Origin of the sequence: Aurantiacibacter flavus (assembly GCF_039710615.1) — a bacterium.
GTDB classification, from domain to species: domain Bacteria; phylum Pseudomonadota; class Alphaproteobacteria; order Sphingomonadales; family Sphingomonadaceae; genus Alteraurantiacibacter; species Alteraurantiacibacter flavus.
Genome location: NZ_JBDLBR010000001.1, coordinates 174,173 through 199,455, shown reverse-complemented (window position 1 = coordinate 199,455; position 25,283 = coordinate 174,173). Strand labels below are relative to the sequence as shown.

Sequence of the window (25,283 nt, the reverse complement as noted above, 5' to 3'; positions counted from 1 at the left end):
GGCATGAAACCCGTCGCCTGGTTTTCCGAAGTCGGGATCACCGACCGGCCCACGGTGGGCGGAAAGGGCGGCTCGCTAGGTGAACTTGTGCGGGCCGGGATCGCAGTGCCCGATGGCTTCGTGGTGACGACCGCCGCCTTCGAACAGTTTCTCTCAGCGCTGGAGGCGAAGGAGCCGATCCGCCCGCTGGTCGAGGCGCTCGATCCGAACGATCTGGAAGCTGCCACGAAGCTTTCCGAGCAATTGCGCGCACGGGTAATCGGCGATCCGATGACAAACGAAGTCGAAGGAGCGCTCAAGGCCGCATTGAATCAATTGTGCCCCGACCAGCGCCCTGTTGCAGTGCGCTCTTCGGCCACGACAGAGGACGCCGACGACGCCAGCTTCGCCGGCTTGCAGGACACCTTCCTGTGGGTGCTCGATGACGCTTCAATGATCGAAAAAGTGCGCGAGTGCTGGGCCAGCCTCTACTCGGTGGAAAGCATGACCTACCGCCGCAAGCAGGGCCTGCCTGAGGCGGGTGTGGCCATGGCGGTGGTGGTGCAGCGGATGGTCGAGGCGAAATGCGCGGGCGTGATGTTCACCCGCTCGCCCACCAGCGGCGACAAGTCGGTGATAACCATCGAGGGCGCGTGGGGGCTCGGTTCCTCGGTCGTCTCGGGGGAGGTAACGCCCGACAAATGGGTGCTGGGCAAGATCACCGGCGAGATCAGCCAGCGCGATATTTCGGACAAGCATGCAAGGCAGGTTCCGGCCCCTGAAGGCGGGATCGTCGAGATGGAGAATGCTGCTGATATCCGCAATGCCCCCTGCCTCACCGACGATGATCTTCAGGCCCTGCGCGCCATCGGGCGCAAAGTGGAAAAGCACTATGGCAAGCCGCAGGATATCGAGTGGGCGCTCGATCAGGATGGCCAGGTGCTGCTGCTGCAATCGCGGCCCGAGACGGTCTGGGCGCAGAAGGATGCCAATCCCGCGCCCGTGGTCGCCAAGGAGGCCGACCCTATGGCCCATGTGATGGGCCTGTTCACGGCGGGGGCTAAGAAGTGAGCCTGACCGGCAAGGATATCGTTGAAATCGCACGATTGCTCGATGCGTCGCACTTCACCACGCTCGACCTGACCCAGGGCGATTTTCGCCTGCGGATCAGCCGCGATGGTTCAGGTGGTTGGCGCGAGGAGGAGGCCGGTGAGAAGCCGGACAAGCCCTCGCCCCCCGAGGTGGTGCCTTCCTCGCCCCCGCCCGCTGCTGCAGGTGCGGATGAAGTCGAAATCCCCGCGCCGCTGATCGGCAACTTCTACTCCGCCCCGCGCCCCGGCGAACCCGACTTCGTAAAAGTTGGCGACCGGGTGAGCGAGGACACGGTGGTGGCGATCATCGAGGTGATGAAGCTGATGAACTCGGTCGCCGCCGGGGTTGAGGGGGTGGTGACGGCAGTGCTGGCCGAGAACGGCAGCGCGGTGGCCGAGGGGCAGGCGCTGTTCCGGGTGAAGGTGGACCAGTGACCCAACCCACCTTCGTCACCCCGGACTTGATCCGGGGTCGGGCTAGTCAAGGCGCGGAAAGAAGAAGCCCACCCCCGGATCAAGTCCGGGGTGACGGCTAGGGGATACGAAATGGCCAACATAGAAATCGTCGAAACCTCCCTGCGCGATGGCAACCAGTGCCTGTGGGGCGCAACAGGGGTCGACACCGCGAAGACGCTCACCATCGCCCCCGCAATGGAGCGCGCCGGATACCGCGCGATCGACTTCACCACCTCCACCCATATGGGCGTCGCCGTGCGCTACAAGCAGGAAGACCCCTGGGAGCGTATCCGCGAAATGGCGCGCATCTGCCGCACCACGCCGCTCCAGTTCCTCTCCACCGGCTTCCGCTTCATCTCGTGGGAAACCGCCACGCCGGAATTCATGGAACTGGCCTTCCGTACCCTCGCCACCAACGGCATCCGCCGCTTCGCGCTGGCCGACCCGATGAACGATGCGGCCAGCAACGTCGAAGTCGCAAAGATGGTGAAGCGCGCGGGCGGCGATCAGGTGGTCGGCGCGCTGGTCTATACGATCAGCCCGATTCACGACGATGCGCACTATGCCGAGGCCGCGCGGGTGATGGCGCAAAGCCCCGACATCGACGCGCTCTACATCAAGGATCCGGGCGGCCTGCTAACCCCCAAGCGCGCGGCCACGCTGATCCCCGCCATCCTCGCCGAGATCGGCGACAAACCGCTCGAACTGCACAACCACTGCACCATTGGCCTAGCCGAACCGGCCTGCCTCGAAGCAGCGGACCTCGGCATCGCGGCGGTGCAATGCGCGAGCGGTGGTGCGGCTGACGGCACCAGCAACCCGCCCATCGGCCGGATGATCCGCAACCTGCGCACCCTCGGCCACACGGTCGATGTCGACGACGAGGCAGTGGAAGAGGTCGCCAGCTATTTCACCCGGCTGGCCGAGGCCGAAGGCTACGCCACTGGCTCACCGCAACCGTTCGACGCCGCCTATTTCCGCCACAACCTGCCCGGCGGCATGGTCGGCACCATGCGCCGTCACTTGGCCGACCAGAACGCCGCCCATCTCGAAGCGGCGGTGATCGAGGAAATGGGCCGCGTGCGCGAGGAACTGGGCTGGGTGATCGTGATGACGCCCTTTGCGCAGATGCTGCAAACGCAGGCCATGCTCAACGTGACGGGCAAGGAGCGTTGGAGCATCATCCCCGACGAGGTGATCCGCTTTGCCATCGGCAAGTTCGGGCGGCCCACGCAGCCGGTCGACCCGCAAGTGATGGACCGCATCATGGCCCACCCACGCACGAAGCAGCTCGAAGCCGAGACCGGCATGGCCGACCTCAAGACCCTGCGCAGCCGGATCGGCGAAAGGCTCTCGGACGAGGAGTTCCTGCTCCGCGCCACGATGCCCGATGGCCAGATCGAGGCCATGCGCAAGGCCGGCCCCGCCCCGCGCCACTACGATCCCGACACAGCACCGGTGATGCGGCTGCTACGCGATGTGATGGCGCGAAACGATATCGCCGACTTTGCGTTCGAGAAGGACGATCTGAAAATTCGGCTCTCTGCCTGATCCTCATTCAAGGACTATTGATGACACTCCCCCGTAAGCCCAAGGGCTTCATGTTCGATCTCGACGGTACGCTGATCCTGTCGAACCGCCAGCTTGGCTCCTACGACCCGATCCCCGGTGCCGCTCACGCGCTGGGTGAACTCGACACGCTCGGCATACCCTGGATCGCGCTGACCAACGGCAGCGCCTATCCCGCCCGCAAGCAGGCCCCGCGCCTGCGCGATGTCGGCCTGCCGGTGCCGGATGAAAAGCTGTTTACGCCGAATTCGGTCGCCGCCGAGGTGATCAAGGAGCGTGAACTCGAACGGGTGCTGGTCCTGGGCACGCAGGGCGTGATCGACGCGTTGAGCGAACTCGGCGTCAAGTGCCTCAACCCCGATGATGGCAAGGGCCTCTCCTGCGACGGGGTCTACGTAGCCTGGCACCCCGAGTGCACGATGGACCACATTCACCGTGCTTGCGACGCGGTGCTGGGCGGCGCAACCTTCCTCACCGCTTCGGACATCCCCTTCTTCGCCACCAAGGAGGGCCGCAGCTTCGGATATTCCTGCGCGATCAACGGCGCGATTGCGCGTGTCACGGGGATCGAGCCCGAACCGACCGGCAAGCCGAGCGAGCACGCCATGGGCTTTGTCGCGGACAAGCTCGGCATCGACGCAGCGCATGTGGGCGTGGTGGGCGACGATGCGACGGCGGAAATGCAGATGGCCGTGGCAGGTGGCGCAATCGGGATCGCAGTCACCAGCGGATCGACCAGCGCAGAGGAGTGGAACGATCAGCCGCCGGAGAAGGCGCCCGATCTGGTCATCAATTCGATCGGCGATCTGGCCAGCGCCTGCGGGCTAAGCTAACCGGGTTTTCATGATGCAGGGCCGCTCTCGCAATGGCCCACCCGCAATCATGGAGACACGTTTGACCACCGCCCCGATCCGCACCGACTGGACCCGCGACGAGATCGCCAGCCTGTTCGACTTGCCCTTCACCGAACTGCTGTTCCGCGCGGCCGAGGTTCACCGCGCGCATCACCGGCCCGAAGAGGTGCAGCTGTGTACCCTGCTCTCGATCAAGACCGGCGGCTGCCCGGAGGATTGCGGCTATTGCAGCCAGAGCGCTTCGGCAGAGAGCGGCGTGAAGGCGACCAAGCTGATGGACGTGCGCGAGGTGTTGCAAAAAGCCGCGCAGGCGCGCGATGCCGGGTCGCAGCGGTTCTGCATGGGCGCGGCCTGGCGCAATCCCAAGGATCGCGACATGGGCAAGATCGTCGAGATCGTCTCGGGCGTGCGTGCGATGGGGATGGAAACCTGCATGACGCTGGGGATGCTCACCCCCGAACAGGCCGCGCAGTTGAAGGACGCCGGGCTCGATTACTACAACCACAATGTCGACAGCGGTCCGGAGTACTACGAACGCGTGGTCTCCACCCGCTCCTATGAAGACCGGCTCGATACGCTGGAAACGGTGCGCGATGCGGGGATCAACGTGTGCTCGGGCGGGATCGTCGGCATGGGCGAGACACGCGCGGACCGGGTGGGCTTCGTCCACACCTTGGCAACGCTCGAACGCCATCCCGAAAGCGTGCCGATCAACGCGCTGGTGCCGGTGAAAGGCACGGTGCTGGGCGATATGCTGGCCGACACCCCGCTCGGCAAGATCGACGATATCGAGTTCGTCCGCACCGTGGCGGTGGCGCGGATCGCCATGCCGCTTAGCATGGTGCGCCTCTCGGCCGGGCGCGAGTCAATGTCCGAGGCGACACAGGCGCTGTGCTTCCTTGCCGGGGCCAACTCGATCTTCACCGGCGACAAACTGCTCACCGCGCCCAATGCGGGTGAGGACGAGGACATGGCGATGCTTGGCCGGCTAGGCCTGAAGCCGATGGCAGGCCCCGAGCCGATGCGGGCCATTGCACAGCACGACGATCTGGCCAGCGCCTGACGCCTGAGCTACCCCAGCGACAAATCACAACCCGCCCGCCCAGCCGGGCCGAAGGAGAGGCACCTTGACCGACCATAAGCTCGAAACGCTGACCATTCACGCTGGCCAGGAACCCGATCCCACCACCAATGCGCGGATCACCCCGATCTATCAGACGGCCAGTTACGTCTTCAACGATGCCGAGCATGCGGCAAACCTGTTCGCGCTCAAGGAATTCGGCAACATCTACAGCCGCATCATGAACCCCACGGTCGATGCGCTGGAGAAGAAGATCGCCGGGCTCGAAGGCGGCGTCGGCGCGCTGGGTGTGGCCTCGGGCCATGCCGCGCAACTGGTCGCCTTCCACACGCTGATGGAACCGGGCTGCAACATCGTGGCGGCCAAGAAGCTTTATGGCGGCTCGCTGAACCAGCTGGGCGAAGCCTTCCGCAAGTTCGGCTGGGAAACGCGCTTCGTCGATGCCGACGATCCGGCCAATGTCGAAGCCGCCTGCGACGAGAACACCCGCGTCGTCTTCATCGAGAGCCTCGCCAATCCGGGCGGCGTGGTCTGCGACATCGCCGCCATTGCCGACATCGCCCACAAGGCGGGCGTGCCGTTGATGGTCGACAACACCATGGCCACCCCGATGCTGTGCCGCCCGATCGAACATGGCGCAGACATCATCGTTCACTCGGCTACCAAGTTTTTGAACGGCCACGGCAATTCGGTCGGCGGGTTGATCGTCGATTCGGGCAAGTTCGACTGGAAGGCGCACGGCGACAAGTTCGCCACGCTGACCCGTCCCAACGGCTCCTATCACGGCGCGGTGCTGGTCGATGCGCTGGAGCCGGTCGGCCCGATCGCCTTTATCATCGCCTGCCGCGTGCTCGGCCTGCGCGACCTTGGCCCGGCCATGGCGCCGATGAACGCCTTCCTCGCGCTCACCGGGATGGAGACGCTGGCGCTGAGGATGGAGCGGCATTGCGAGAATGCTCTGGCCGTCGCCAAGCACCTCGCCGCGCATGAGAAGATCGACTGGGTCTCCTATGCCGGGCTGGAAGACAGTGCCTATAACGCGCTCGCCCAGCGCTATCTCGGCGGCAAGGGCGGCGCGGTGTTCACCTTCGGGGTGAAGGGCGGCTATGAGGCGGGTGTGAAGCTGGTCTCCTCGGTCAAGCTGTTCAGCCACCTTGCCAACATCGGCGACACCCGCAGCCTGATCATCCACCCGGCCAGCACCACCCACAGCCAGCTCGAAGGCGACGACCTGATCGCCGCCGGGGCCGGACCGGACGTGGTGCGGATCTCGGTCGGCATCGAACATATCGACGATATCATCGCGGATCTCGACACGGCGCTGGCAGCGCTTTGATCGGACTGGTGTTTCTGCTCGCGGCGGGCGCGGCTGCGGCCGAACCCGCCGATATCTGCGCCGAGCCGATCACGCAGGCGGACATGAACGAGTGCGCCGCGCGCGACTATGCCGAGGCGGATGAGGCGCTCAACGCGCAGTGGTCCCGCACCGCCGAGGTGATGCGCGAGCGCGATCGCCAGCTAGATCGCACCTATGATGACCGCCCCGGATACTTCGATACCCTGCTTGCAGCGCAGCGCGCCTGGCTCACGTACCGCGACGAGCATTGCGCCAGTGAGGGCTACCTGTTCCGTGGCGGCTCGATGGAGCCGCTGATCGTCAGCACCTGCAAGACATCGCTTACGCAGGAGCGCACAAGCCAACTGGCCGACCTGATGAGCGCGGAATAATGGCAACTGGCGCGAGGTTCGACTACGAGGCCTATCTCGCCCAGTTCCTCACCGGCGACGACGATGGGCTGGTCGAGCGCTTCTTTGCCGAAGACTGCGCGATGATCACCGGCTCTGGCGAATTCGTCGGCCATGCGGGGATGCGCGCGTTCCTTGCCAAGGCGCATGACGGCGTGCGCGAATGCCCGCGCGTGCAGCACTATCTGCAAGACGAGCACAACGTGCTTGCCGAGATCGACATGGATTTCCATGCGACCAAGCACCGCCCCGACTTTCCCTTCGGCGAAATGTTTCCCGGCGACAGCCTGACGGTGAAATTCCTCGCCCGCTACGAACTCGACGAGGCGCAGAAGGTGCGTCGGCTCATCACCATGGCATGGCCTCCCGGACGGGCGGTCACCACGCTGCCGCCGCTAGGAGCGCATCCCAGCCAGATCGCCGCTTACCATGCCTATGCCGCCGCCTTCTCAGCGGGCGATCCGGCGCGCTACACGCGGTTCTATTGCGAAGACGTGGTGTTCGAGCTGCCCTCGGTCGGGCGGTTCGAAGGCGCGCAGGCGATTGCCAATTTCTACACGGCGATGTTCGAGCGCGTGGTCGAGACGCTCACCGTGCACGAACTCACCGTCAACGACGAGGCAATCGTGGTCGATTGCACCAGCCGCTTCACTGCCGTGGCCGATGCGCCGGATTTCGTCGTTGGCGCGTTGGCGAAGGGTGAATACGTCGATGTGCGCGTGCAGGTGACCTATCGGCTGCGCGAAGGCTATATGGATCATATCAAGGTCGCCCGCGCGGGCGAGCCGGTGTTTAGCGACGGGCGCTGAGCGCAGCTTCGATAGGGCCAATATCCTCGGGCCGGTCGACATCTGCCAGCGTGCTCGGCGGCGGCGCGATCAGCGTGCAATCCGCGCGACTGGCGAGCCAGCGCCCCGCCCCACCCTCGCCTTCCAGCTTGGTGATCTCTGCCAACAACTCTTGGGGCACGAAGGCAGGAACACCCGGCTTGCCTGTGCCGTAGTCACTCGCTGCCAATCCTTCGGTCGCAGCGAGCGCGGCCAGATGGCTGGGCGCGACCAACGGCATGTCGGCCAGCACGATCAGGAGATCGTGCTTCTGCGCCAGCGCGGTCTGCGCCGCCAGCGCGACCGACGTGGCCAGCCCTGCCTCGGCATTCGGGTTTTCGATCAGCGGCCAGCCGATTTCCTGCGCGAACATCGGCACATCAGAGACAGGCACGACAATCACACCCGACGCGAAGCCAGCCTCGGCCACTGCAGCCAGAACATGCGCGCCGACCCGCTGCCCGGCGCACAAGGCATCAAGCTTGCCCCCGCCAAAGCGCCGCGCCTCCCCCGCAGCCAGAACCGCGACAAGCGGTACGCTCATCGCTGGCTGTGGTGTGGATGGCGCAGTTCGTAAAAGCCTGCCACGCCCGCCAGGGCCGAGAGCGCCAGCGCCGACGGCTCGCGGCTGTGCCCGATCAGGCCAAGCGGGCTGGCGATGCGGGCGACCTGTTCCTCTGCATAGCCAAGTGCGGCCAGCCGCTCGCTGCGCGCCATCCGGGCAGGCTTGCCACCCTGCGCGCCGATAAAGAAGGCCGGGCTCGTGAGCCCCCAGTCAAGCAGAGCCTCTTCCCACTCGTGATCGTGGAACAGCAGCACCAGCGCGCTCCAGCGGTCGAGCGTTATGTGCTCGGGCCGCTGGCCAAGCGCGAGCGAGCTGTCCTCGCGACTGCGGCTTTCCACCACCATGCCCGCCGCGGCCCCGAGCCGCCCCAAAGCGTCGAGTTCCGGCCCCTCGCCCAACAACACCAACCGCAGCGCGGGGATATAGCGGCGCTCGGCAAGCAGGTTTTGACCGGGCAAAGCAAGGGTCGCCTCCTGCCGCATCTCCAGCTTCGCCAAAGCGGCAGCGCAGGCGGCATGATCAGGCGTGGGGTCGATCAGGATATCGAGCCCGCCGCCGCAGGGCAGGCGGAAGTCGATCTTCGGCGAGCCCGCGCCATAACGGATCACGCGCGGCTCCCCCCCGCGCGCGATCTCGGCGGCAAGCTCGCGTTCGAGGCAGCCATCGGCAAGGCTCCCGGTCACGCTGCCATCAGCATGAACCGCCAGCTGCGCGCCAAGGCGGCGCGAAAAACTGCCTTCGATATTGACGATGGTACACAGGCCGGTACCGGCGACAGCAGCTGCCGCCAAGGCCTCGTGATCTTCGGGTATTGCCATACCCGTCGCTCTATCAGTGCTGGTGCGGGTCTTCCATGCCCATGATCAGTTCCGGCTCCTCGCCGCGCAATTCCTGAAAGGCGAGCGTCAGGTTGATGAGCGCGCGCGACCATGGTGTGCCGCCATATTCGAGGCCAGGCTTGAGCTTGTGATCGAGGAACACCGCGTAGCTCGGCGTTGCTTCCAGCTCTTTCAGCGCATCCTCGGGCGTCCCGCCGGTCAGCAGGGTCTGCTCGGCCGTGGCGACAAGACCGCGGTTGAAGTTCATGAATGAGTGGAACTCATCCCATGTCGAAACCCCGCCGTGGCCCTGAATGACCTTGTCGACGCCATCGATGCCATAGACCGCTCCCGCGAGCGTGGTCGGCAGCGCGAGAATCGAGCCCCCAGAGCCGGGGTCGATCAGCGGGCTCATATGCCAGGCATAGACATCGCCTGCCGCCATTGTCCGCGCGGCGGGGAACACCACGAAGGCGTCGCCATCGGTGTGGCCCGCGCCGAAGTAGTACAACTCGATCCGGTCGTCGCCCTCGCCGATGGTCTTGCGCGCCTCGAAGTCGCTGTCCACGCGCAGCGGTGGGAACGGCCCGCCCCCGGCGCGCATCCGCTCCGCGCTGTTGACCTGCGCCACCACCTGTACGTCGCCATTTGGCGCGAGTTCGGCGTTGGAGCCGGTGTGATCGGGGTGCGAATGGGTGTTGATGATCATGCCCACAGGCTTGTCGGTCACCTTGCGGACCTCGGCAAGGATCGCTTCGCCGTTGCCGGGCAGCTTGGTGTCGACCAGCACCACGTCGTTATCGCGCACGAACACTGTGGTGTTCCCGCCCGCGCCGAAAATCTTGTAAACGTTGCCCGAAACCTGCTCGATCCCGGTGATGCCGGGAAGGCCCTGCGCCGTCACCGCGCCGGTTGTCAGCACGGTTGCGAGGCCCGTTGCCACTACGCCTGCCAGGATCGCCATCCGCTTCATTGTTCTTCTCTCCCCTCAGCCCGCAAGATTCCGGACTCTGTCAACGAACCAATAGACCCCCGCCGCGATCACCGCAAGCGAGCCCCCAACGGCGATACGATTTGCGACATTCGGTGCCCGCCCGCGCAACCAGCCCAGCGCCAGTGCAACGGGCACGACAATCGCCAGTTGTCCAAGCTCGACACCAACATTGAACCCCGCCAGCGTCCAGCCCAACTGCGCCTGCGGCAGGCCGAACTCAGCGAGGACATAGGCAAAGCCGAAGCCATGAACGAGGCCGAACAGGCCCGCAAATAGCGCCCGCAGGTCGCGGTCGCCGGAGTTGCGCAGCAGGTTGTCGAGCCCCACCACCACGATCGAGAGCGCAATCAGGGGCTCGATCAGCCATGCGGGCGGCGCGAATGTGCCCGTCGCGGCCAGCGCCAGCGTGATCGAATGGCCGAGCGTGAAGGCGGTGACGATCAGCGTCAACCGCCGCAGCGATCCGCCCATCAGGATCAGGCCGAGGATGAACAGCACGTGGTCCGGTCCGATTAGCACATGATGCGCCCCTGCCGGGATGAAGGTGGCGAGCACCGCGCCGATCCCCGCCACTGTGCCGGCATAGTAAGTCTGCGGGGCGGAGCCCTCAGCAAAGATCATCTGTTGGGCCACATTATCGCCCTCGTAGATGGTGACGAAAGTCTGGTGCAGCGGATCGTAATCGAACAGGTGCGCAGCCACCGTCAGCGCTGCCGGGGACGATCCGGCGGCCTGAAACCGAAGCCGCACGGCATCCTCGCCCTGTACAGCCTCGAGACTGCCCGGTTCGAGCACGAGGCGCGAGCCGTGTTCGTCGCGCAGGTCCAGCCGAGAGAGCAACAGGCGGCTTATCGATCTGTATTGCCCAGCCAACACACCATCGTCGATCAGACTCGTGCCTTCGTCCATTCGCAGGTCATGCTGCACGTCGATTGTGTGTACGGTGACAGCACCTTCGAGCGAGCCGTTGCCCGGACGCAGATCAACATAGCTGAACGGCGCGGGATGGGCCGCAGCCGGGCTGGCCGGAACAACCGCAAGAAGCCCAAGAATGGTTAACAGGATCCGCAGCCAGGGAAGCATTATTGCCACATAGCCGGATAAAAGTGCGCATCAACTCTCTCAATTGGCGCATTTTGATACAATTGGCGGGTGGCATTGGCGAGACCGCCACGGTAGGCGAGGAAGGAGATAGTTTCACACGTGAGCAACGGATTGCCGGTGAAGAGGGAATGGAATCGGGCGCATCGCCATGCGCCACTGCTGGCCTTGGCTGTATTGACCTCTGCCTGCGCAGGGCAACCCTTTGCGGCGCCCACACCGCGGGTCGCGGTTCCGGAGAACTGGGCTGAAACCGATGCGCCGCTCGTATCGCCCGACACCGCCGCCTACTGGCGCCAGCTTGACGATCCGCTGCTGAGCGAACTGGTCGAGCAGGCCATCGTGCAGAACCGCGACATCGCCGCTAGCGCCGCCCGGCTCGATCAGGCGCGCGCGGCGCTGGTACAGGCCCGCGCGGCCTATCTGCCGACGCTGAATGCCAGCGGCAATGCCACTCGCGATATCGGCGATGCGCCGCGTGACGGCGTGCCGCTGTCGCTTGGCCTCGATGCTGCGTGGGAAGCTGACCTGTTCGGGCAGGTGTCGGGCAATGTCGCCGCTGCGCGGGCCGATCTGGCAGCGCAGGGCTATGGCCTTGCGGACCTCCAACGCCTGATCGTCGGGCAGGTCGCCTTGCAGACGATCAACGCCCGCGCGCTGGCCGAACAGCTCGCCATCGCGCGCGACACGCTGGGCAACCAGCGCGAGAATCTCCAGATCGCGCGCTGGCGCAATCAGGCGGGGCTCGTCTCCAGCCTCGATGTCGAGCAGGCGCGAGCGCAGGTAGCACAGACAGCGGCGACCATTCCCTCGCTTGAGGCCAGCCTTGCCGCCACCGCCAATGCCATCTCGACGCTGATCGGAGAGCCACCGGGCCGCGTGCTGGCCGAGTTCGACACTGGTACCCCCGTCCCCACCCCGCCAGCACTGGCAGGGCTTGCCGCGCCCGCCGCACTGCTCGAACGCCGCCCCGATCTGCGCGCCGCCGAAGCCTCGCTTTATGCCGCAGGCGCGCGCATTGGCGTGGCGCGGGCGCAACTGTTTCCGCTGGTGCGGCTGACCGGCTCGATCGGGACCGGGCCGGTGACTGCCGGCAACCTGTTCGACATGGTGGCCGGCGGACTGGTTGGCAGCATCAGCCAGCTCCTGTTCGACGGCGGGCGCACCGCTGCGCAAGTGGATAGCGCCGAAGCCGGGGCCGAGGCCGCGCTGGCGCAGTGGGAAGGCGCGATCCTCTCGGCGCTGGAAGAGGTCGAAAGCGCCGCGGTCGCTCGCCGCACCGCCGACGAGCGTGTGACGATCAACGAGGAGGGGCTCGATGCGGCCAACAATTCGGCGATCCTTGCGCGCAGCCAGTACGAGGCCGGGCTGATCGACTTCCGCACCCTGCTAACCGCCGAAAGCGCGCTGCTTTCCGCGCGCAACCAGCTCGTCACCGCCGAGGCTGACCGCGCCAGCGCTTTCGTCCAGCTGACGCAGGCGCTCGGCGGCGGGTGGAGCGCCGATGCCTTTGACTTTCCCTTGAGCGGCTCTTCACGCGGCTCTTCACCCGGCCCCAGCGACAGGACCGACCCATGAGCGACCAGACCATCGACGATTTTCTCGGCACCGAGAGCAAGCCCAAGTGGTACAAGCGCAAGCTCGTTTGGGCGATCGGCGCGCTGATCGTGGCCGGTATTATTGCTGCGCTGGCGTTCGGCGGGGGCGAGAACGAGACGCCCTATGTGACCGAGGAGGTAACTACCCGGTCGCTCGATCTGGTGGTAACGGCAACGGGCAACCTGCGGCCCACCAATCAGGTCGAGGTCGGCTCGGAAGTTTCGGGCCGGATCGACCGGGTGCTGGTCGACGTGAACGACCGGGTCACTCAGGGGCAGGTGCTCGCCTATATCAACACCGACGTGATCGACGACCAGATCACGCAGGCCCGCGCGCAGCTTGCCGCAGCCCGCGCTGCCGTCGAGCAATCGCGCGCCACGCTTGCGGTGGATCAGGCGCAGCTTGATCGGCTTCGCGAAGTCTATCGCCTGTCTGACGGGCGTGTGCCCTCGAAGGTCGAGATGGAGCAGGCCGAGGGCGCGTTGCAACGCAGCCTGGCCGGGCTGACCTCGGCGCAGGCCAATGTGGTATCGGCGCAGGCCTCGCTCTCCAGTGCCCAGACCCAGCGCGATCGCGCGGTGATCCGCTCGCCCGTCGCAGGCGTAGTGCTGGTGCGACAGGTGGAGCCCGGGCAGACCGTGGCGGCCAGCTTCAATACCCCAACGCTGTTCATCCTCGCCGAAGACCTCTCGGTGATGCAGCTGCGCGTGAAGGTCGATGAGGCCGATGTCGGCCAGGTCGAGGCGGGACAGAAGGCGACCTTCACCGTCGATGCCTATCCGGGCCGCCAGTTCCCCGCCGAGGTGGAGCGGATCGACCTTGCCTCGGGCAATATCTCCACCAGCGAGCAGGCAGGACAGGCCCAGGCCAATGCCGTGGTCGAATATGAGGCGCGGCTCACCGTTGCCAACCCCGAGGGCCTGTTGCGCCCCGGCATGACCGCCACGGCCAACATCGCCACCAGCTCCACTGCGCGCCAGCTGGCCGTGCCCAACGGCGCGCTGCGTTTCAAGCCACCCACGCAAGAGGAAAGCGGCGGCATCGATATCGGCGGCGACGACTTCGGGCTGGAACGCGAGGAAGCCCGCGCAACCATCGGCGCTGGCTCCAGGCAGAACGTCTATGTGCTCGAAGCCGATGGGACGCTGCGCCCGGTCGCCGTCACCACCGGCCTGTCCGACGGGCGCTACACCGTGGTCACCTCAGACGAGCTGACCGAGGACATGAAGGTCGTCACCGCGCTCAAGGCGGCGGGCGAGTAAGGCACAAGCAGCATGGCCGAACCGCCGATCATCGAACTTCGCGGCATCACCAAGACCTTTGGCGAGGGTGCAGCGGCGTTTCAGGCGCTGAAGGGCGTGGATCTTGTCGTCGAGCGCGGCGATTTCCTCGCGGTGATGGGGCCGTCCGGCTCTGGCAAGTCGACCACGATGAACATCCTGGGCTGCCTCGACCAACCGAGCGGCGGAGTGTTCAAATTTCTCGGGCATGAGGTTCAGTCGCTGAGCAAGGACCAGCGCTCGCTGCTGCGGCGGCGGTATCTCGGCTTCGTGTTCCAGGGCTTCAACCTGCTGTCGCGGACCACGGCGGCGGAAAATGTCGAGCTGCCGCTGGTCTATCGCGGCATGGGCCGCGCCGAGCGGCACGAGGCAGCGCTGAAGGCGCTCGACCGGGTGGGCCTGCTGCCCTGGGCCGACCACACGCCGGCAGAGCTTTCGGGCGGACAACAGCAGCGCGTCGCCATCGCCCGCGCGCTCGTGACCGATCCCGAAGTGCTGCTGGCCGACGAACCCACCGGCAACCTCGATTCCGAACGCTCGATCGAAATCATGAAGTTCATGGCCGAGTTGAACGATCAGGGCATCACCGTGCTGATGGTCACTCACGAGCCCGAAATGGCCGACTACGCCAAGACCGTGGTCCACTTCAAAGATGGTCTGGTGGAGCGGATCGAACAGTCCGAGCGGCATGCCTTGAAGCAGGGGGCAGACGCCTGATGCTTGGCACCTCGCTCATGCTCGCCTTCCGCGAAATCCGCCGCCACCTGATGCGCAGCTTCCTGACGACGCTGGGCATCATCATCGGCGTTTCGGCAGTCATCACCATGGTGACGCTGGGCCGCGGAGTGACGGCGGACATCGAGGAGCAGATCTCCTCGCTCGGATCAAACATGTTCTTCGTGTTTCCGATCACCGGCGAACGCGGCCAGATCCGCCCGTTCGACGAGCGCGACGTCGACGCCGTGCGCGAACAGATCGCCGGGGTGAAATCGGTGGCCGGGCAGGTCGAGCAGAACGTGACCGCGATCTATAATGGGCAGGACTGGGATACCAAGGTCGAGGGCGTCAGCCGCGCTTTCATGGATGCCCGTGGCATCACACTCGATCAGGGCCGCCTGTTCACCGACGAGGAAGAAAGCGCGGGCGCCAACGTCTGCATCGTCGGCCCGACCGTGGTCGAGGAGATGTTCGGCGCTGTGCCAAGCCCGCTGGGCGAACGGATGCGGCTCGACAACGTTAGTTGCCAGGTGATCGGCGTGTTCGCCAGCCGTGGCAACGTCGGCGGCGGCGGGGACGACGACAACTCGGTGTTCATGCCGCTGACCAACGTCCAGCGCCGCTTCGCCGGTAACGACAACATCGGCTACATGGCCGTCTCCTACGACAGCGGCTACGACAACAAGGCGATGATCGACGCGCTCGTCAGCCTGCTGCGCGAGCGGCGCGTGCTGCTCGAAGGCCAGGCCAACGATTTCGACATCGTCGATACCGCCGAGATCAACGAAACCGTTTCCAGTACGGTCGGCACCATGACCGTTATGGTAGCGGCCATCGCCGCGATCAGCCTCGTAGTCGGCGGCGTCGGCATCATGAACATCATGCTCGTCTCGGTGACCGAGCGCACCCGCGAGATCGGCATTCGCCTCGCCATCGGCGCCCTGGCGCGCGAGGTGCGCTTGCAGTTCCTCACCGAGGCGGTGGTGCTGTGCTGCTTCGGCGGGCTGGTGGGGATCGTGCTGGGATTTGTGTTTTCGGTCAGCCTGTCGGCCGTGCTCGGCTTCCCGTTCGTGTTCGATCCCTTCATCAACGTGCTGAGCTTCGTTATCTCGGCGCTGATCGGGATCGTCTTCGGCTATTTCCCCGCCCGCCGCGCGAGCCAGCTCGACCCGATCGAGGCGCTGCGGCACGAATAAGGCCGAGCGTAGCCCTCCCCCGCGCTAGAGGGAGGGCTACGCGGTCTCAGGCCGTTTCGACCATCACCACTTCGGCGTCTTCGAGCGCCTTGACGGTCAGCGTGTCGACATCGGCAATCGCCACCCCGTCGCGGGTTTCGGCCACCTGCCCGTCGATCTCGATCTTGCCGCGCGCTGGCACCAGATAGCCCTTGCGACCGCCGAGCTCGTAGGTGACGCTTTCACCAGCTGCCACTGTCGCGCCGAGGACGCGGGCATTGGCGTGGATCGTCAGTGCATCGTCATCGCCTTCGCGCCCGCTGGCGAGCACTTCGAACCGCCCGGCTCGCTCGCCGCGCGGGAACTCGCGGGTGCCCCAGCTCGGCGCGTGGCCTTGCCGGTCGGGCAGAATCCAGATCTGGAAGCTGTGAGTCTGCTCGTCCTCCAGATTGTATTCGGCATGGGTGATGCCGGTGCCTGCGCTCATCACCTGAATGTCACCAGCCCTCGTGCGGCCTTCGTTGCCGAGGCTGTCGCGGTGAGAAATCGCGCCTTCGAGGACATAAGTGATGATCTCCATGTTCTCGTGCGGGTGCGGCGGGAACCCGCTCTTGGCGGCGATCTTGTCGTCGTTCCATACCCTGAGCGCACCCCAGTGCAGGCGGTCCTGCTGGAAATAGTCGGCGAACGAGAAATGGAAATTGGCGTCGAGCCAGCCGTGGTTGGACTTGCCGAGATCGGCGAATTTGCGAACTTCGATCATGCGAATGATCCTCCTTTGAGCGCTAAATGGCGATTGCTTCGCCGCTGGCAAAGGGGGCCATCACAGGCGTTTCCGATTACAGTGATCGCCAGCGGCGTCAGCTCACGGCCGGGGTCCAGCGCTCGGCTTCGGGCAGCGACGCGAAAATCGCATCGAGCATGGCCTCGCTCACGTCCTCTGGCCGCGCCGGGTTCCAACGCGGCGCATTGTCCTTGTCGACCAGCACGGAGCGCACGCCCTCGGCAAAGTCGGGCCGCACGATCATGCGGCAGACGATCGCATATTCGCGCGCCATCTCCTCGGCAAAATCCTCGCGCCGCGCGCCCTCGGCGAGCAACCGGAGCGCTACCTTGCTGGTCGTCGGGCATTTCGCGCTCACCGCCGCCAGCTCCTTGCCCGCCCATTTGCCATCGTCGGCCGCGAGCGAAGCGAGGATATCCTCCAGCCGGTCGCTGGCGAAGTGCCGGGCGATGTTTTCGGCATTGCCCGCAAGGCGGGCGGGAGGCGGCGTGGTGGACAATTCGCTGAGGATGGCTTCGGTCCGCTCGGGCTGCGCGGCGATGCGCGTCTTGGCTTCATCGAGCGCCGCGCTGTCCAGATAGTGGGTGGCAAGCCCGGCCCATAGGCATTCGGCCCCATCGAGCCGCGCCCCGGTCAGCGCGAGGAACTGGCCGAGCCGGTTCGGCAGGCGCGCGAAGGTGTAGCCCGCTCCGGCATCGGGAAACAGGCCGATGGCCCCTTCGGGCATGGCAAACAGCGTGTTCTCGGTCGCCACGCGGAAGGCGGCAGGAAGCGATATGCCCACGCCTCCGCCCATGGTCACCCCGTCCATGAAGGTCACCACCGGCTTGGGATAGGCGAACAGCAGGTGGTTGAGGCGGTATTCGGCGAGGAAGAAGGCGCGGCCCTCGGTGCCGTCCCCCTCCACCACCGAGCGGCGCACCGCAGCGACATCGCCCCCGGCGCAAAAGCCGCGATCGCCCGCGTGGTCGAGGATCACCGCCTCCACGCTGTCGTCCCTTCGCCATTCGGCCAGCGTCATGCTGAGCGCCTCGCACATCTCCTGTGTCAGCGCATTCAGCGCCCTTCCGCGTGCCAGTGAGAGATGCCCGGCCCGAGCCGCTTTCCTTGCAATGATTCCTGTCATGTTCGTTCCATCGCGGCGCGACAGGCAAAGTTCAACCCGATCCTTCGCGACTCTCGGCAATCAGCGCGCGTAGCGGATCTTCCAAGGCCCCACGCGCATCACCTTCGAACGCGAGCATGGCCAGCGCCATGCGCCGGATCGCCAACGGCAGCGCCGCGCCCGCAACATGGCCGATCTGCGCCGCACGGCTATCGAGCGCGCTGGCTTCCTCGAACAGCAACATGGCGGTGAGCTGCGCACGCGCGCGATTGGCGCGGGCCCTGCTCCGCGCGCTCACCGGTCGCGCAACCGATTGGCGAAGGTCGAGCGCGCCCGGTCGACATTGCCCTGAAATTCGTCTCTCAGCGCCGCTCCGGGGTCGCTCGTCAGCGGAGCCGTCGCCTTTTGCGCCGCCTGGGACATTCCGCCCATGGCCTCTGCCACCGAGACACCGAGCAGGCGCAGGCCGGGTGCCGCGCCGAGGCTGCCGATGGCCCAGGTCTGGCGGGCAAAGCTGCGCTGGTGGAACAGCGCCATGGGCATCAGGCAATAGCCCCCTCTGGCCCAGCGCTCTCCCCACGAATTGCGCACGATATAGGCCTTCTGATCGAGATCGTAGCCCACCACCAGCATCGAGTGATTGCCATGGGTGTGCGGGCTGCCCCCACCCGGCGGCAGGTCCATCGTACCGGTCTGGTGCGCAATATCATAGGCCTCGCGCGGCAGTTGCACCGCCATCACGGCCGGAATGCCGCTGGCCAGCACATGGGTGAGTGGCGTGCCCTGCGGCACCTCGGCAAATTGCACCGCGCGATAGTTCTGCGCGTTGTCATAGCAGGCCTGCGTCGGTGCTTCGTTGACGGTGAGTTCGGAGAACGGCCACATCCGTTCTTCGCATATGCCGTGCGCAAGGATCGCCGCCATCGCCGTGTGGACATAGGTGCCCGCGTCGAGCTCCTCCAGATCGTGCAGCTTGCGCGAATTGAAATAGACGAACAGGCGCGACAGGTCCTGATCCGAGTGCCCCTCCTTGCGCTGCAGCAGTTCGAGCGCGCCGACAACGGCGTTGGCGACACAGCTTTGCGTGCCGCGCTGGTCCTCCACCGGGCTGCACCATCTGCGCAGGTCCACCAGGGGCGGCAGCGTGCCCGCCTCTTCGCTCATACCGCTGCGGCTCAGCGGATCGGACCCGCCAGTGCTTTCGAGCCGGGGGCCTTGCCAGGTCTCGTCGATGAGGCAGCCCGAGAGGCTGTAGCCGGAGTAGTTGCTCATGAACTGGTCCTTTCCACTGGCTCGCTATTGGCTGAAACGCGCCGGACAGGTGCGCTCACCGGGAGCGTGTCCGATATGCATGATGCCCGAGACGTTGACGCTGCCGTCCGGATAGTAAGTGGTGTATTCGAGGTCGCAGTCGCCCAGGGTGAACTGGCCGATGATGCCGGAGAATTGCTGCACATCGAGCATCGGATTGCCGGTACGCGGACCCACCATGTAGGTGCCGTTGGCGAGGTTGCCGCTGATCTGCAGCGGCGTTCCGTCCGCCGATTGGCCACTTCCGGAGAACAGGCCGTTGTCGTTCACCGCGACGTCGAACCCGCCCCCGTCATCGCCATACCAACTACCGCTGTAGGCGCTCAGGCTGAGTTGCTGCGGAGGAGGAGAAGGTGGTGGTAACGGCGAGTCGGAGTAAACTGGCGGTTCAGGCGGCTCATAAGGGCCGTCTTCGATCTCCGACATGGCGACCGCGGCCAGCGCCAGCACCCCGATCCCTCCGCCAATCAGCACGCGTTTGTCGATGCGCTTATCTTGCGGCGGCTGCGGAGGAGGTGGGAGCGTGATATCCTCTTGCTCGTCGTCCTCCTCGCCGGGTGAAGACTCCAGCTCGCCCAGCGCCGCATCGAACCGCTCGCGGAACGCGGCAATGCTGGCGGGGCGCTTGTGGGCAGGCGAGGCCATACCGTCGAGGATCAGCCTGTCGATTGCCTCGGGCACGTCGCCCCGCCCGCCCGACACCGGCTGCCACACCCCCGCAGGCACCGCCGTCATCAGCAGCTCGTAAAGCATCACCGAGAGCGAATAGATGTCCGCCGTCGGCTGCGCGGGCACGGCGGTATTGCTTTGCTCTGGCGCCATATAGCCATAGGAGCCCATGCCCGTGCCTGTGCTCGGCAGGTCGCGTGTGGTGGCGCTGGCGATCCCGAAGTCGAGCACCTTCAATGGCGCGGCCTCGGCGCTCGGACGCTGGGTGAGGATCACGTTTTCGGGCTTGAGGTCACGATGGATGATACCCATGGCATGCGCCGCTTCCACCGCATCGAGCAGGTTGTGCATGATTGCCACCACCACCGGCAGCGGCGGTTCGCTCTGGCTGGTGATCAGGCTGGTCAACCAGCGCCGCAGCGACGAGCCTTCGACCAGCTCCATCGCCAGGAAAGGCATCCCTTCCTCGACGCCAACATGATGCACGGCAACCACGCCGGGATGGCGGATATCCTGCGTGGTCATGCCCTCGCGGATCAATTGGTCGAGCGCGTCCTTGTCGGCCAGCCGGTCGGGCCGGATCAGCTTGAGCGCAATCGCCCGCCCACCCGGCGCGAGGGTGTCGACCGCGCGATAGACCACGCCCATCCCCCCGCGTCCAAGCATCGGCCCGATGGTGTAGCGATTGGCGAACAGCGTGCCTTCCGCCAGTTCGAGCGCCAGCGGCAGATCGTCGTGCCCGCCGGTACTCTTGGTATAGGCGCGAGTGCCCACGGTCGTCGGGTCCAGACCCTCGGCCACGGGCTTGTTGCAGGCCTCGCAGAACGAGGCGCCGGGTGGGTTTTCGTGCCCGCAGTGCTGGCAGGTGATCATTTGAACCAGGCTCCGTTATAGCCCCATAGCTTGCTCCACTTGGTGACCCGGCCTTGCTCGTCTACCATGTCGGGCATGTACCATTTGCCGTTGGCGTCGCGGTGCGGGCGGACGAACAGCGCGCCTTTCTTCACCGTGACGCGGCCATCACCGGACTGTGGCTCGTTACGCGGATCGCCGGGATCGGCGATGGGGTCGCTCCGCCCACCTTCCTCCCCGGCAAGCGCCGCCTCCATCTGCGCGAGAAACTCCGCCGCATCGGCGGGTCGGCTCAGCGGACGCGCCGACAGCCCTGCTGCGAGGAGGGCGTCGAGCGTGGCTGGCACATCGGTGCGCCCTTGCGATGGCGGGCAGTAGGGCGCTTGCGGAGTGACACCCATCAGCAGCTCGTAAAGCAACACGCTGAGCGCAAAGACATCAGACGAAAGCTGTGCCGGGCCAGCGCGCGTTTCGGGCGCGTCATAAGGGCGTGCCCCCAGCTCGCCTTCTTGCAGAAATTCGCGCGCGGAAAGGCCGAAGCCGAGCAGCTTGATCCGCTCGCCGCCGGGCGTCTCGTCGGTGAGGATGATCCGCGCAGGGCGCAGCGCACCGTGGGCAATACCCTGCGCGTGCCCGGCGGCGACCACCTCACCCACGCCGCGCACGATGGCCGCCAAGCTGGCGAGCGCGATCTCCTGCCCACGCGCGAGATGATCGGAGATGAACGCGCCCAGATCACGGCCCTCGACCAGCTCCATCGCCATGAACGGCGCACCCTGCTCGGTCTTGCCTAGCCCGCGCACCGCAACGAGGCCGGGGTGGCGGATCTGCTGGTTGGCCATGCCCAGCGCGAGGAAGCGCTCGGCCAGCCGGCCCTCGCCATCGCCTGGCAGCGCGAACACCTTCAGCGCCACGGGCCGCGAATGCGAACCAAGCCCTTCCTTCGCGCGGTAGACATAGCCGGTCGCCGAATGTGCCAGCTCCCGCTCGATCTCGTATTGCCCGCCAATCTTCGTACCCGGTGCCAGCGCCTCGCCACCGGCCGGAAGACGCGGGCCGGCATAGGGCATGGTCGGCAGGCCGGGTTCGTACTCGTCGGCAGGGCTCATGCTGCGCCCCCTTGCCAGGCCGGTTCACGTGACAGCTCTATCGCGCTGATATTGCTCCCTTCGTAGCGGAAGCGGACACTGATTGTCAGCAGCTCGGGCGCCTTCACGATCGGCGCGATGGTGCTGCCATCTGCCAGCGGCGCGAGCTTGTCGAGCCCATAGGCGGTGCCATCCACGCGCGCGCCGTTCTCGGACAGGACACGCAGCATCAGGCGCTCGTTCTCGATGAAGATCTCGAAGTGCTGGCGCGAGAAATAGGCGGTGGCGGCGGCGTCCATCGCGCCATTCTCGCCCTGAGCCACGAGCTGCACATCGATGTTCCCGCCGCCGCCGCGCAGGGTCATGCGCCCGAAGCGCAGGGTGGCATCCGAAGAAACGATGGGGCGCTCGTTGGCGAGCAGGTGATCCTCGGCAAAGCCCTTGAGCAAAATGGGCACATTGCGCCCCACCATCGCACCGCCCTCCATCCCGCGGAGCCCTGAACGGCGCTCATAGGCATCCTGCCGCTCCACCTGCATGTCGAGACGCGGCACCTGCTCCACCACACCGGTGGAGCGGCGCTCGGGCACGGTGATCTGGTTGACGTTGCCTTGCTGGTTCTCGGCGGTGATGTGGATATTGGTGATGTTCTGCTCGGCGCTGGCGGCAGGCACGGTGAGGATCAGCGTAGAGGAGAAGGCGAAGTGCTCCTCGCGCGCCTTCCACTGGGTGGCCACTTCCCACATGATCTCGATGGCGTGGGTGCCGGGTTTCTCGATCTCGCAGGCGGTAACGGTGGCGGACTGGCGATCGCCGGGATTGAGCCGTTCCCAACCGAGCCGCTCGGGCCGCCAGTCGCCACGCTCGCGGCTCCACAGCCGCTTCACGAACAGCGGCCGGTCGACCTGCGACACGTTCGCCAGTTCGAGCGGCACCGCGACCGAGCCGCCCAGCGGCGCAGTGATCGTGGCGCGCTCGTTCAGATAGAGCCGAGGCTGGACGCAGACCGGGCACAGGCCCTTGTCGTCCACAATCCCCCCGCACTCGGAAAAGGCCATGCACCGCAGCAGCGGCTTGCCGCACATGATGCAGAAGGTCGCCTCCGCGTTTTCAAGCGCATAGGCGCGGCAGCAACTGTCCTCCTGCCTTGCCGGAGCGCGCTGATCGATCTGGCTGATCATGGCGGCCTCCCTCAATTGCGCAGCTGGGTTCCGCACTGGAAGCAATGGACGGCCTTGGCCGGGTTGGTCCGCTTGCACTTGGGGCATTCGACCGTGCTATCGTCGCCGTCCATATCGAGCGGGAACCCGCGCCTGCCGCCGAGCCCCGCCGCCATGCCGGTGCCGCCCTTCATCCCGGTCTCGACCATAAGGTGTTCGTGCTCGCGGCTCTCGGCGGTCATGCGCTGCATCATGTCGAGCATCTGCTGCGCGTTCTGCCCCTCGGCCTGGGCCTTGGCGATGGCGACATCGGCCGCGCTCTGCGAGATCCCAGGCATGTAGATCGCGAGTTGCTCGGCGCTCATCGAGCCGGCGGCGAGCATCTTGTCGATCTCGGCCTTGCTCTCGGCCTGCATCTTGAGCACTTCGACCTCGGTCATCCCGCGCGCCTTGGCGATCTCGGCGGCGTTGGTGGCATTGAGGTTATCGACCGCGACCTTGTTCCATTCGCGCGTCTGGCGGACCTGCTCGTCGGCAGAAATGCCAGAGGCTTGGGTATCGAGCTTGGTTTTCTTGAGGCCGAACTCGGCATCCTCCAGCCCTTCTCCGCGCGCGAACTTGCCCTGCGCCCCAGCTATCTTTCGGCGGTGATCTTCGGCCTTTTCCTCCTCTTCGCGCTGCCACTTTTTCTGCACGCTGGTCTGCTCGCGATCGAACTGCATATCCCACGAGCGGCGCTGCTGGCCGACCTTGACCAGTTCGTGCTCAGCCAGCGACTTGGTGACCGCATCCTGCAACTCGGCCAGCGTCAGCTTGGTCTTGGCCTCATGCTCTGCCAGCAGCAGTTTGGCCTCGTGGTCGAGCGCCTCGAACTCCTGCCGACGCTGGTGCATCTCGCGCGCGTCAACGAAGGCGACCTCGCTATCGAGCACCATGGTGCGCAGCTCGTCGGAGGCGGCGCGCTCGACCTTGGCGATGTCGACGTTCGACTGGATGGTGAAGGTGGTCGAATCCGCCTCGCGCGCAATCTGGTCCTTGAGTATCTTGAGTGCAAAGTCCTTCATGGCCTCATCGCGCTCGATCTTCGCTTTTTCGAAGGCCTGCCGCTCGGCCTCGTTCATCGCGAAATTGACCGTGGTGGCATGGATCAGCACGCCGACATCGTCGAGCAGCCGCTCGACCTCCTTCATCGCATCGGCCTGAACCAGGTCCTGCATGCCATAGCTGCCGCGCAGTTCCTCGGCCCGGTGACGCCGGATCACCTCGCCGAACACCCGCTCGCGCAGGTGCGGCTCAAGCATCGCGATCACATCGGACACCAGCAAAGCCTTGCGCCCGATCGCGCCTTCATCGCCCCGCTTGCTGTCGGCATCGCGCTCTTGTCGCGATACGCCGCGCATCAGCCCGAGAATGTTGGTGATCTTCTCCGGATTGAGCTGAAGCCGCAGGGTCGCCTCGCCCACCACCTCGACATTATCGAGGCTGATCGCGCGCACCGGGATCACCGCGTCGAACGGCTTCAGGTCGGCGAGCATGATCGCATAGTGATGCGAACCGCCGATTACGCCCTTCATGTTCTCCCACAGCCCGCCGATGGTGAACTGGGTGCCGGTGAAGGCGTCGATCACCGCGCCATCGCGGAACAGGATTGCGCCCAGATCCTCGGGGCTGGCGAAGCGCTTTTCAAAGAAGGTTTTCAGCAGCGACTGGGGAACGAATTCGGCCAGCATGTTCGGATCGGACAGGTTCAAGGGCAAGCTTTCCATTGGATCAGTCCTCCTTCTTCCATTTCTTTTCAGCGAAATAGCGCCAGATGTTGTAGGCGATCACGAGCACGGCCACGGTGCAGCCGAGCGGATATTCGGTGATCAGGTATTCGAGCTTGCCCTCGGTCCCGGCCTGTTCGAGGTAGTCACCCACGCGCGTCACATTGAAGATCGCGCCGGTGAAGCCGGTGATCAGCGTGAAGATCGACATCGCCAGTGTCGCCAGCCGGGCGATATGCTCGAGCCAGCCGACTGGCCCCGCCGCCGCGCGCAGCACGGCGCGCGCCTCCTCGGCCTCGCGTTCCTCCAGCGCCTCCTCATAGGCCTCACCGCGCGCCAGAGCGGCCTCGCGCGCCTTCTTGTCGACCTTGAGGAATTCGGGCCGCGCCTTCTTGTTGCGCCGCGCGGAGGCGGCCACCGTAAGATTGTAGGCCCGCCTGCGCCACCAGGCCACCAGCGCCAGCACCAGCCACACGATTGTCACCACGGTGAGGATACGCATGGACTGGTCGATGATCGGCCAGGCATCGGGCGGAATCCGGTCGATGGCATCCTGCGCGAGCCGCCCGGCTTCACGCGCTGCCGTCTCTGCACCAGCTCCGGCGCTGCGCATGGCATCCTGCGCTTGCTCTTGCATCGAACTCACTGTCGGTCCTCCCGCATGGCTTGATGTCCCCCTTGGCGCGCGGATCACGA

At 65.7% G+C, this 25,283-nt stretch carries 25 protein-coding genes; 12 read left to right on the top strand and 13 right to left on the bottom strand.

Annotated features, from left to right (window positions below; translation table 11 throughout):
• Positions 1 to 3: 3 nt before the first annotated feature.
• From ABDJ38_RS00790 to ABDJ38_RS00755, 8 genes are all read left to right on the top strand, one after another.
• Complete coding sequence (locus ABDJ38_RS00790; protein ID WP_346783170.1) at positions 4 to 1,050, top strand: PEP/pyruvate-binding domain-containing protein; 1,047 nt, start codon at positions 4 to 6, stop codon at positions 1,048 to 1,050.
• Positions 1,047 to 1,505, top strand: a complete 459-nt coding sequence (locus ABDJ38_RS00785; protein ID WP_346783169.1) for an acetyl-CoA carboxylase biotin carboxyl carrier protein — start codon at positions 1,047 to 1,049, stop codon at positions 1,503 to 1,505. The genes ABDJ38_RS00790 and ABDJ38_RS00785 overlap by 4 nt, the downstream gene beginning before the upstream one ends.
• Positions 1,506 to 1,616: 111 nt before the next feature.
• Entirely contained in the window at positions 1,617 to 3,077 is a 1,461-nt protein-coding gene (locus tag ABDJ38_RS00780) for a biotin carboxyl carrier protein (protein WP_346783168.1), read from the top strand.
• A 20-nt stretch (positions 3,078 to 3,097) separates the two neighbouring features.
• Positions 3,098 to 3,928 (top strand): HAD-IIA family hydrolase, encoded by an 831-nt coding sequence (locus ABDJ38_RS00775; protein WP_346783167.1) that lies wholly within the window; start codon positions 3,098 to 3,100, stop codon positions 3,926 to 3,928.
• A gap of 49 nt (positions 3,929 to 3,977) precedes the next feature.
• A complete protein-coding gene (gene bioB, locus ABDJ38_RS00770) occupies positions 3,978 to 5,012 on the top strand; it encodes a biotin synthase BioB (protein WP_346783166.1) in 1,035 nt (344 codons plus the stop codon).
• Between the two features lie 64 nt (positions 5,013 to 5,076).
• The gene (locus ABDJ38_RS00765) at positions 5,077 to 6,366 is read left to right on the top strand and encodes an O-acetylhomoserine aminocarboxypropyltransferase (RefSeq protein WP_346783165.1); all 1,290 of its coding nucleotides are present in this window, start codon (positions 5,077 to 5,079) and stop codon (positions 6,364 to 6,366) included.
• The gene (locus ABDJ38_RS00760) at positions 6,363 to 6,758 is read left to right on the top strand and encodes a lysozyme inhibitor LprI family protein (protein WP_346783164.1); all 396 of its coding nucleotides are present in this window, start codon (positions 6,363 to 6,365) and stop codon (positions 6,756 to 6,758) included. Before ABDJ38_RS00765 ends, ABDJ38_RS00760 begins: the two co-directional genes overlap by 4 nt.
• Complete coding sequence (locus ABDJ38_RS00755; protein WP_346783163.1) at positions 6,758 to 7,585, top strand: nuclear transport factor 2 family protein; 828 nt, start codon at positions 6,758 to 6,760, stop codon at positions 7,583 to 7,585. The genes ABDJ38_RS00760 and ABDJ38_RS00755 overlap by 1 nt, the downstream gene beginning before the upstream one ends.
• Here the strand turns inward: ABDJ38_RS00755 and ABDJ38_RS00750 are convergent.
• From ABDJ38_RS00750 to ABDJ38_RS00735, 4 genes are read right to left on the bottom strand one after another with little or no spacing between them, the layout of a single operon-like run.
• Complete coding sequence (locus ABDJ38_RS00750) at positions 7,569 to 8,147, bottom strand: nucleotidyltransferase family protein (RefSeq protein ID WP_346783162.1); 579 nt, start codon at positions 8,145 to 8,147, stop codon at positions 7,569 to 7,571. The two genes, ABDJ38_RS00755 and ABDJ38_RS00750, sit on opposite strands and share 17 nt — an antisense overlap.
• Positions 8,144 to 8,986, bottom strand: a complete 843-nt coding sequence (locus ABDJ38_RS00745) for an XdhC family protein (RefSeq protein ID WP_346783161.1) — start codon at positions 8,984 to 8,986, stop codon at positions 8,144 to 8,146. The genes ABDJ38_RS00750 and ABDJ38_RS00745 overlap by 4 nt, the downstream gene beginning before the upstream one ends.
• 13 nt (positions 8,987 to 8,999) lie before the next feature.
• Positions 9,000 to 9,959: an MBL fold metallo-hydrolase gene (locus ABDJ38_RS00740; protein ID WP_346783160.1), complete on the bottom strand. Its 960-nt coding sequence runs from the start codon at positions 9,957 to 9,959 to the stop codon at positions 9,000 to 9,002.
• 15 nt (positions 9,960 to 9,974) lie between these two features.
• Positions 9,975 to 11,063, bottom strand: coding sequence for a HupE/UreJ family protein (locus ABDJ38_RS00735; RefSeq protein ID WP_346783159.1), 1,089 nt, complete (start codon positions 11,061 to 11,063; stop codon positions 9,975 to 9,977).
• Between the two features lie 195 nt (positions 11,064 to 11,258).
• Here ABDJ38_RS00735 and ABDJ38_RS00730 point away from each other — a divergent pair, with 195 nt between their 5' ends.
• Genes ABDJ38_RS00730 through ABDJ38_RS00715 form a run of 4 tightly spaced genes read left to right on the top strand, consistent with a single transcriptional unit; the run spans position 11,259 to position 15,873 of the window.
• Complete coding sequence (locus ABDJ38_RS00730; RefSeq protein WP_346783158.1) at positions 11,259 to 12,659, top strand: efflux transporter outer membrane subunit; 1,401 nt, start codon at positions 11,259 to 11,261, stop codon at positions 12,657 to 12,659.
• Positions 12,656 to 13,942, top strand: a complete 1,287-nt coding sequence (locus ABDJ38_RS00725) for an efflux RND transporter periplasmic adaptor subunit (RefSeq protein ID WP_346783157.1) — start codon at positions 12,656 to 12,658, stop codon at positions 13,940 to 13,942. Before ABDJ38_RS00730 ends, ABDJ38_RS00725 begins: the two co-directional genes overlap by 4 nt.
• 12 nt (positions 13,943 to 13,954) lie before the next feature.
• The gene (locus tag ABDJ38_RS00720; RefSeq protein ID WP_346783156.1) at positions 13,955 to 14,677 is read left to right on the top strand and encodes an ABC transporter ATP-binding protein; all 723 of its coding nucleotides are present in this window, start codon (positions 13,955 to 13,957) and stop codon (positions 14,675 to 14,677) included.
• Positions 14,677 to 15,873 (top strand): ABC transporter permease, encoded by a 1,197-nt coding sequence (locus ABDJ38_RS00715; RefSeq protein ID WP_346783155.1) that lies wholly within the window; start codon positions 14,677 to 14,679, stop codon positions 15,871 to 15,873. The genes ABDJ38_RS00720 and ABDJ38_RS00715 overlap by 1 nt, the downstream gene beginning before the upstream one ends.
• 46 nt (positions 15,874 to 15,919) lie before the next feature.
• Here the strand turns inward: ABDJ38_RS00715 and ABDJ38_RS00710 are convergent, their stop codons facing one another.
• The 9 genes from ABDJ38_RS00710 to ABDJ38_RS00670 form a co-directional block, all read right to left on the bottom strand.
• Entirely contained in the window at positions 15,920 to 16,615 is a 696-nt protein-coding gene (locus ABDJ38_RS00710) for a pirin family protein (protein ID WP_346783154.1), read from the bottom strand.
• A 97-nt stretch (positions 16,616 to 16,712) separates the two neighbouring features.
• The gene (locus tag ABDJ38_RS00705) at positions 16,713 to 17,762 is read right to left on the bottom strand and encodes an enoyl-CoA hydratase/isomerase family protein (protein WP_346783153.1); all 1,050 of its coding nucleotides are present in this window, start codon (positions 17,760 to 17,762) and stop codon (positions 16,713 to 16,715) included.
• 31 nt (positions 17,763 to 17,793) lie between these two features.
• Entirely contained in the window at positions 17,794 to 18,039 is a 246-nt protein-coding gene (locus tag ABDJ38_RS00700) for a hypothetical protein (protein ID WP_346783152.1), read from the bottom strand.
• Complete coding sequence (locus tag ABDJ38_RS00695; protein WP_346783151.1) at positions 18,036 to 19,013, bottom strand: C1 family peptidase; 978 nt, start codon at positions 19,011 to 19,013, stop codon at positions 18,036 to 18,038. Before ABDJ38_RS00695 ends, ABDJ38_RS00700 begins: the two co-directional genes overlap by 4 nt.
• Positions 19,014 to 19,037: 24 nt before the next feature.
• Entirely contained in the window at positions 19,038 to 20,594 is a 1,557-nt protein-coding gene (locus ABDJ38_RS00690; protein ID WP_346783150.1) for a serine/threonine-protein kinase, read from the bottom strand.
• Positions 20,591 to 21,682, bottom strand: a complete 1,092-nt coding sequence (locus ABDJ38_RS00685; protein WP_346783149.1) for a serine/threonine-protein kinase — start codon at positions 21,680 to 21,682, stop codon at positions 20,591 to 20,593. The genes ABDJ38_RS00690 and ABDJ38_RS00685 overlap by 4 nt, the downstream gene beginning before the upstream one ends.
• On the bottom strand, positions 21,679 to 22,842 hold the full coding sequence (locus ABDJ38_RS00680; RefSeq protein ID WP_346783148.1) for an FHA domain-containing protein: 1,164 nt from the start codon (positions 22,840 to 22,842) through the stop codon (positions 21,679 to 21,681). Before ABDJ38_RS00680 ends, ABDJ38_RS00685 begins: the two co-directional genes overlap by 4 nt.
• An 11-nt stretch (positions 22,843 to 22,853) precedes the next feature.
• A complete protein-coding gene (locus ABDJ38_RS00675) occupies positions 22,854 to 24,587 on the bottom strand; it encodes a hypothetical protein (RefSeq protein ID WP_346783147.1) in 1,734 nt (577 codons plus the stop codon).
• 4 nt (positions 24,588 to 24,591) lie between these two features.
• Entirely contained in the window at positions 24,592 to 25,233 is a 642-nt protein-coding gene (locus tag ABDJ38_RS00670) for a hypothetical protein (protein ID WP_346783146.1), read from the bottom strand.
• Positions 25,234 to 25,283: the final 50 nt, after the last annotated feature.

Bases quoted from the DNA above. Each gene is read 5' to 3' on its own strand.
- ABDJ38_RS00715 (WP_346783155.1), top strand. From the start codon at position 14,677: ATGCTTGGCACCTCGCTCATGCTCGCCTTCCGCGAAATCCGCCGCCAC.
- ABDJ38_RS00790 (WP_346783170.1), top strand. From the start codon at position 4: ATGAAACCCGTCGCCTGGTTTTCCGAAGTCGGGATCACCGACCGGCCC.
- ABDJ38_RS00745 (WP_346783161.1), bottom strand. From the start codon at position 8,986: ATGGCAATACCCGAAGATCACGAGGCCTTGGCGGCAGCTGCTGTCGCC.
- ABDJ38_RS00690 (WP_346783150.1), bottom strand. From the start codon at position 20,594: ATGATCACCTGCCAGCACTGCGGGCACGAAAACCCACCCGGCGCCTCG.
- ABDJ38_RS00695 (WP_346783151.1), bottom strand. From the start codon at position 19,013: ATGAGCAACTACTCCGGCTACAGCCTCTCGGGCTGCCTCATCGACGAG.
- ABDJ38_RS00750 (WP_346783162.1), bottom strand. From the start codon at position 8,147: ATGAGCGTACCGCTTGTCGCGGTTCTGGCTGCGGGGGAGGCGCGGCGC.
- ABDJ38_RS00755 (WP_346783163.1), top strand. From the start codon at position 6,758: ATGGCAACTGGCGCGAGGTTCGACTACGAGGCCTATCTCGCCCAGTTC.
- ABDJ38_RS00780 (WP_346783168.1), top strand. From the start codon at position 1,617: ATGGCCAACATAGAAATCGTCGAAACCTCCCTGCGCGATGGCAACCAG.
- ABDJ38_RS00740 (WP_346783160.1), bottom strand. From the start codon at position 9,959: ATGAAGCGGATGGCGATCCTGGCAGGCGTAGTGGCAACGGGCCTCGCA.
- bioB (WP_346783166.1), top strand. From the start codon at position 3,978: ATGGAGACACGTTTGACCACCGCCCCGATCCGCACCGACTGGACCCGC.
- ABDJ38_RS00680 (WP_346783148.1), bottom strand. From the start codon at position 22,842: ATGATCAGCCAGATCGATCAGCGCGCTCCGGCAAGGCAGGAGGACAGT.
- ABDJ38_RS00705 (WP_346783153.1), bottom strand. From the start codon at position 17,762: ATGACAGGAATCATTGCAAGGAAAGCGGCTCGGGCCGGGCATCTCTCA.
- ABDJ38_RS00685 (WP_346783149.1), bottom strand. From the start codon at position 21,682: ATGAGCCCTGCCGACGAGTACGAACCCGGCCTGCCGACCATGCCCTAT.
- ABDJ38_RS00735 (WP_346783159.1), bottom strand. From the start codon at position 11,063: ATGCTTCCCTGGCTGCGGATCCTGTTAACCATTCTTGGGCTTCTTGCG.
- ABDJ38_RS00720 (WP_346783156.1), top strand. From the start codon at position 13,955: ATGGCCGAACCGCCGATCATCGAACTTCGCGGCATCACCAAGACCTTT.
- ABDJ38_RS00710 (WP_346783154.1), bottom strand. From the start codon at position 16,615: ATGATCGAAGTTCGCAAATTCGCCGATCTCGGCAAGTCCAACCACGGC.
- ABDJ38_RS00775 (WP_346783167.1), top strand. From the start codon at position 3,098: ATGACACTCCCCCGTAAGCCCAAGGGCTTCATGTTCGATCTCGACGGT.
- ABDJ38_RS00675 (WP_346783147.1), bottom strand. From the start codon at position 24,587: ATGGAAAGCTTGCCCTTGAACCTGTCCGATCCGAACATGCTGGCCGAA.
- ABDJ38_RS00725 (WP_346783157.1), top strand. From the start codon at position 12,656: ATGAGCGACCAGACCATCGACGATTTTCTCGGCACCGAGAGCAAGCCC.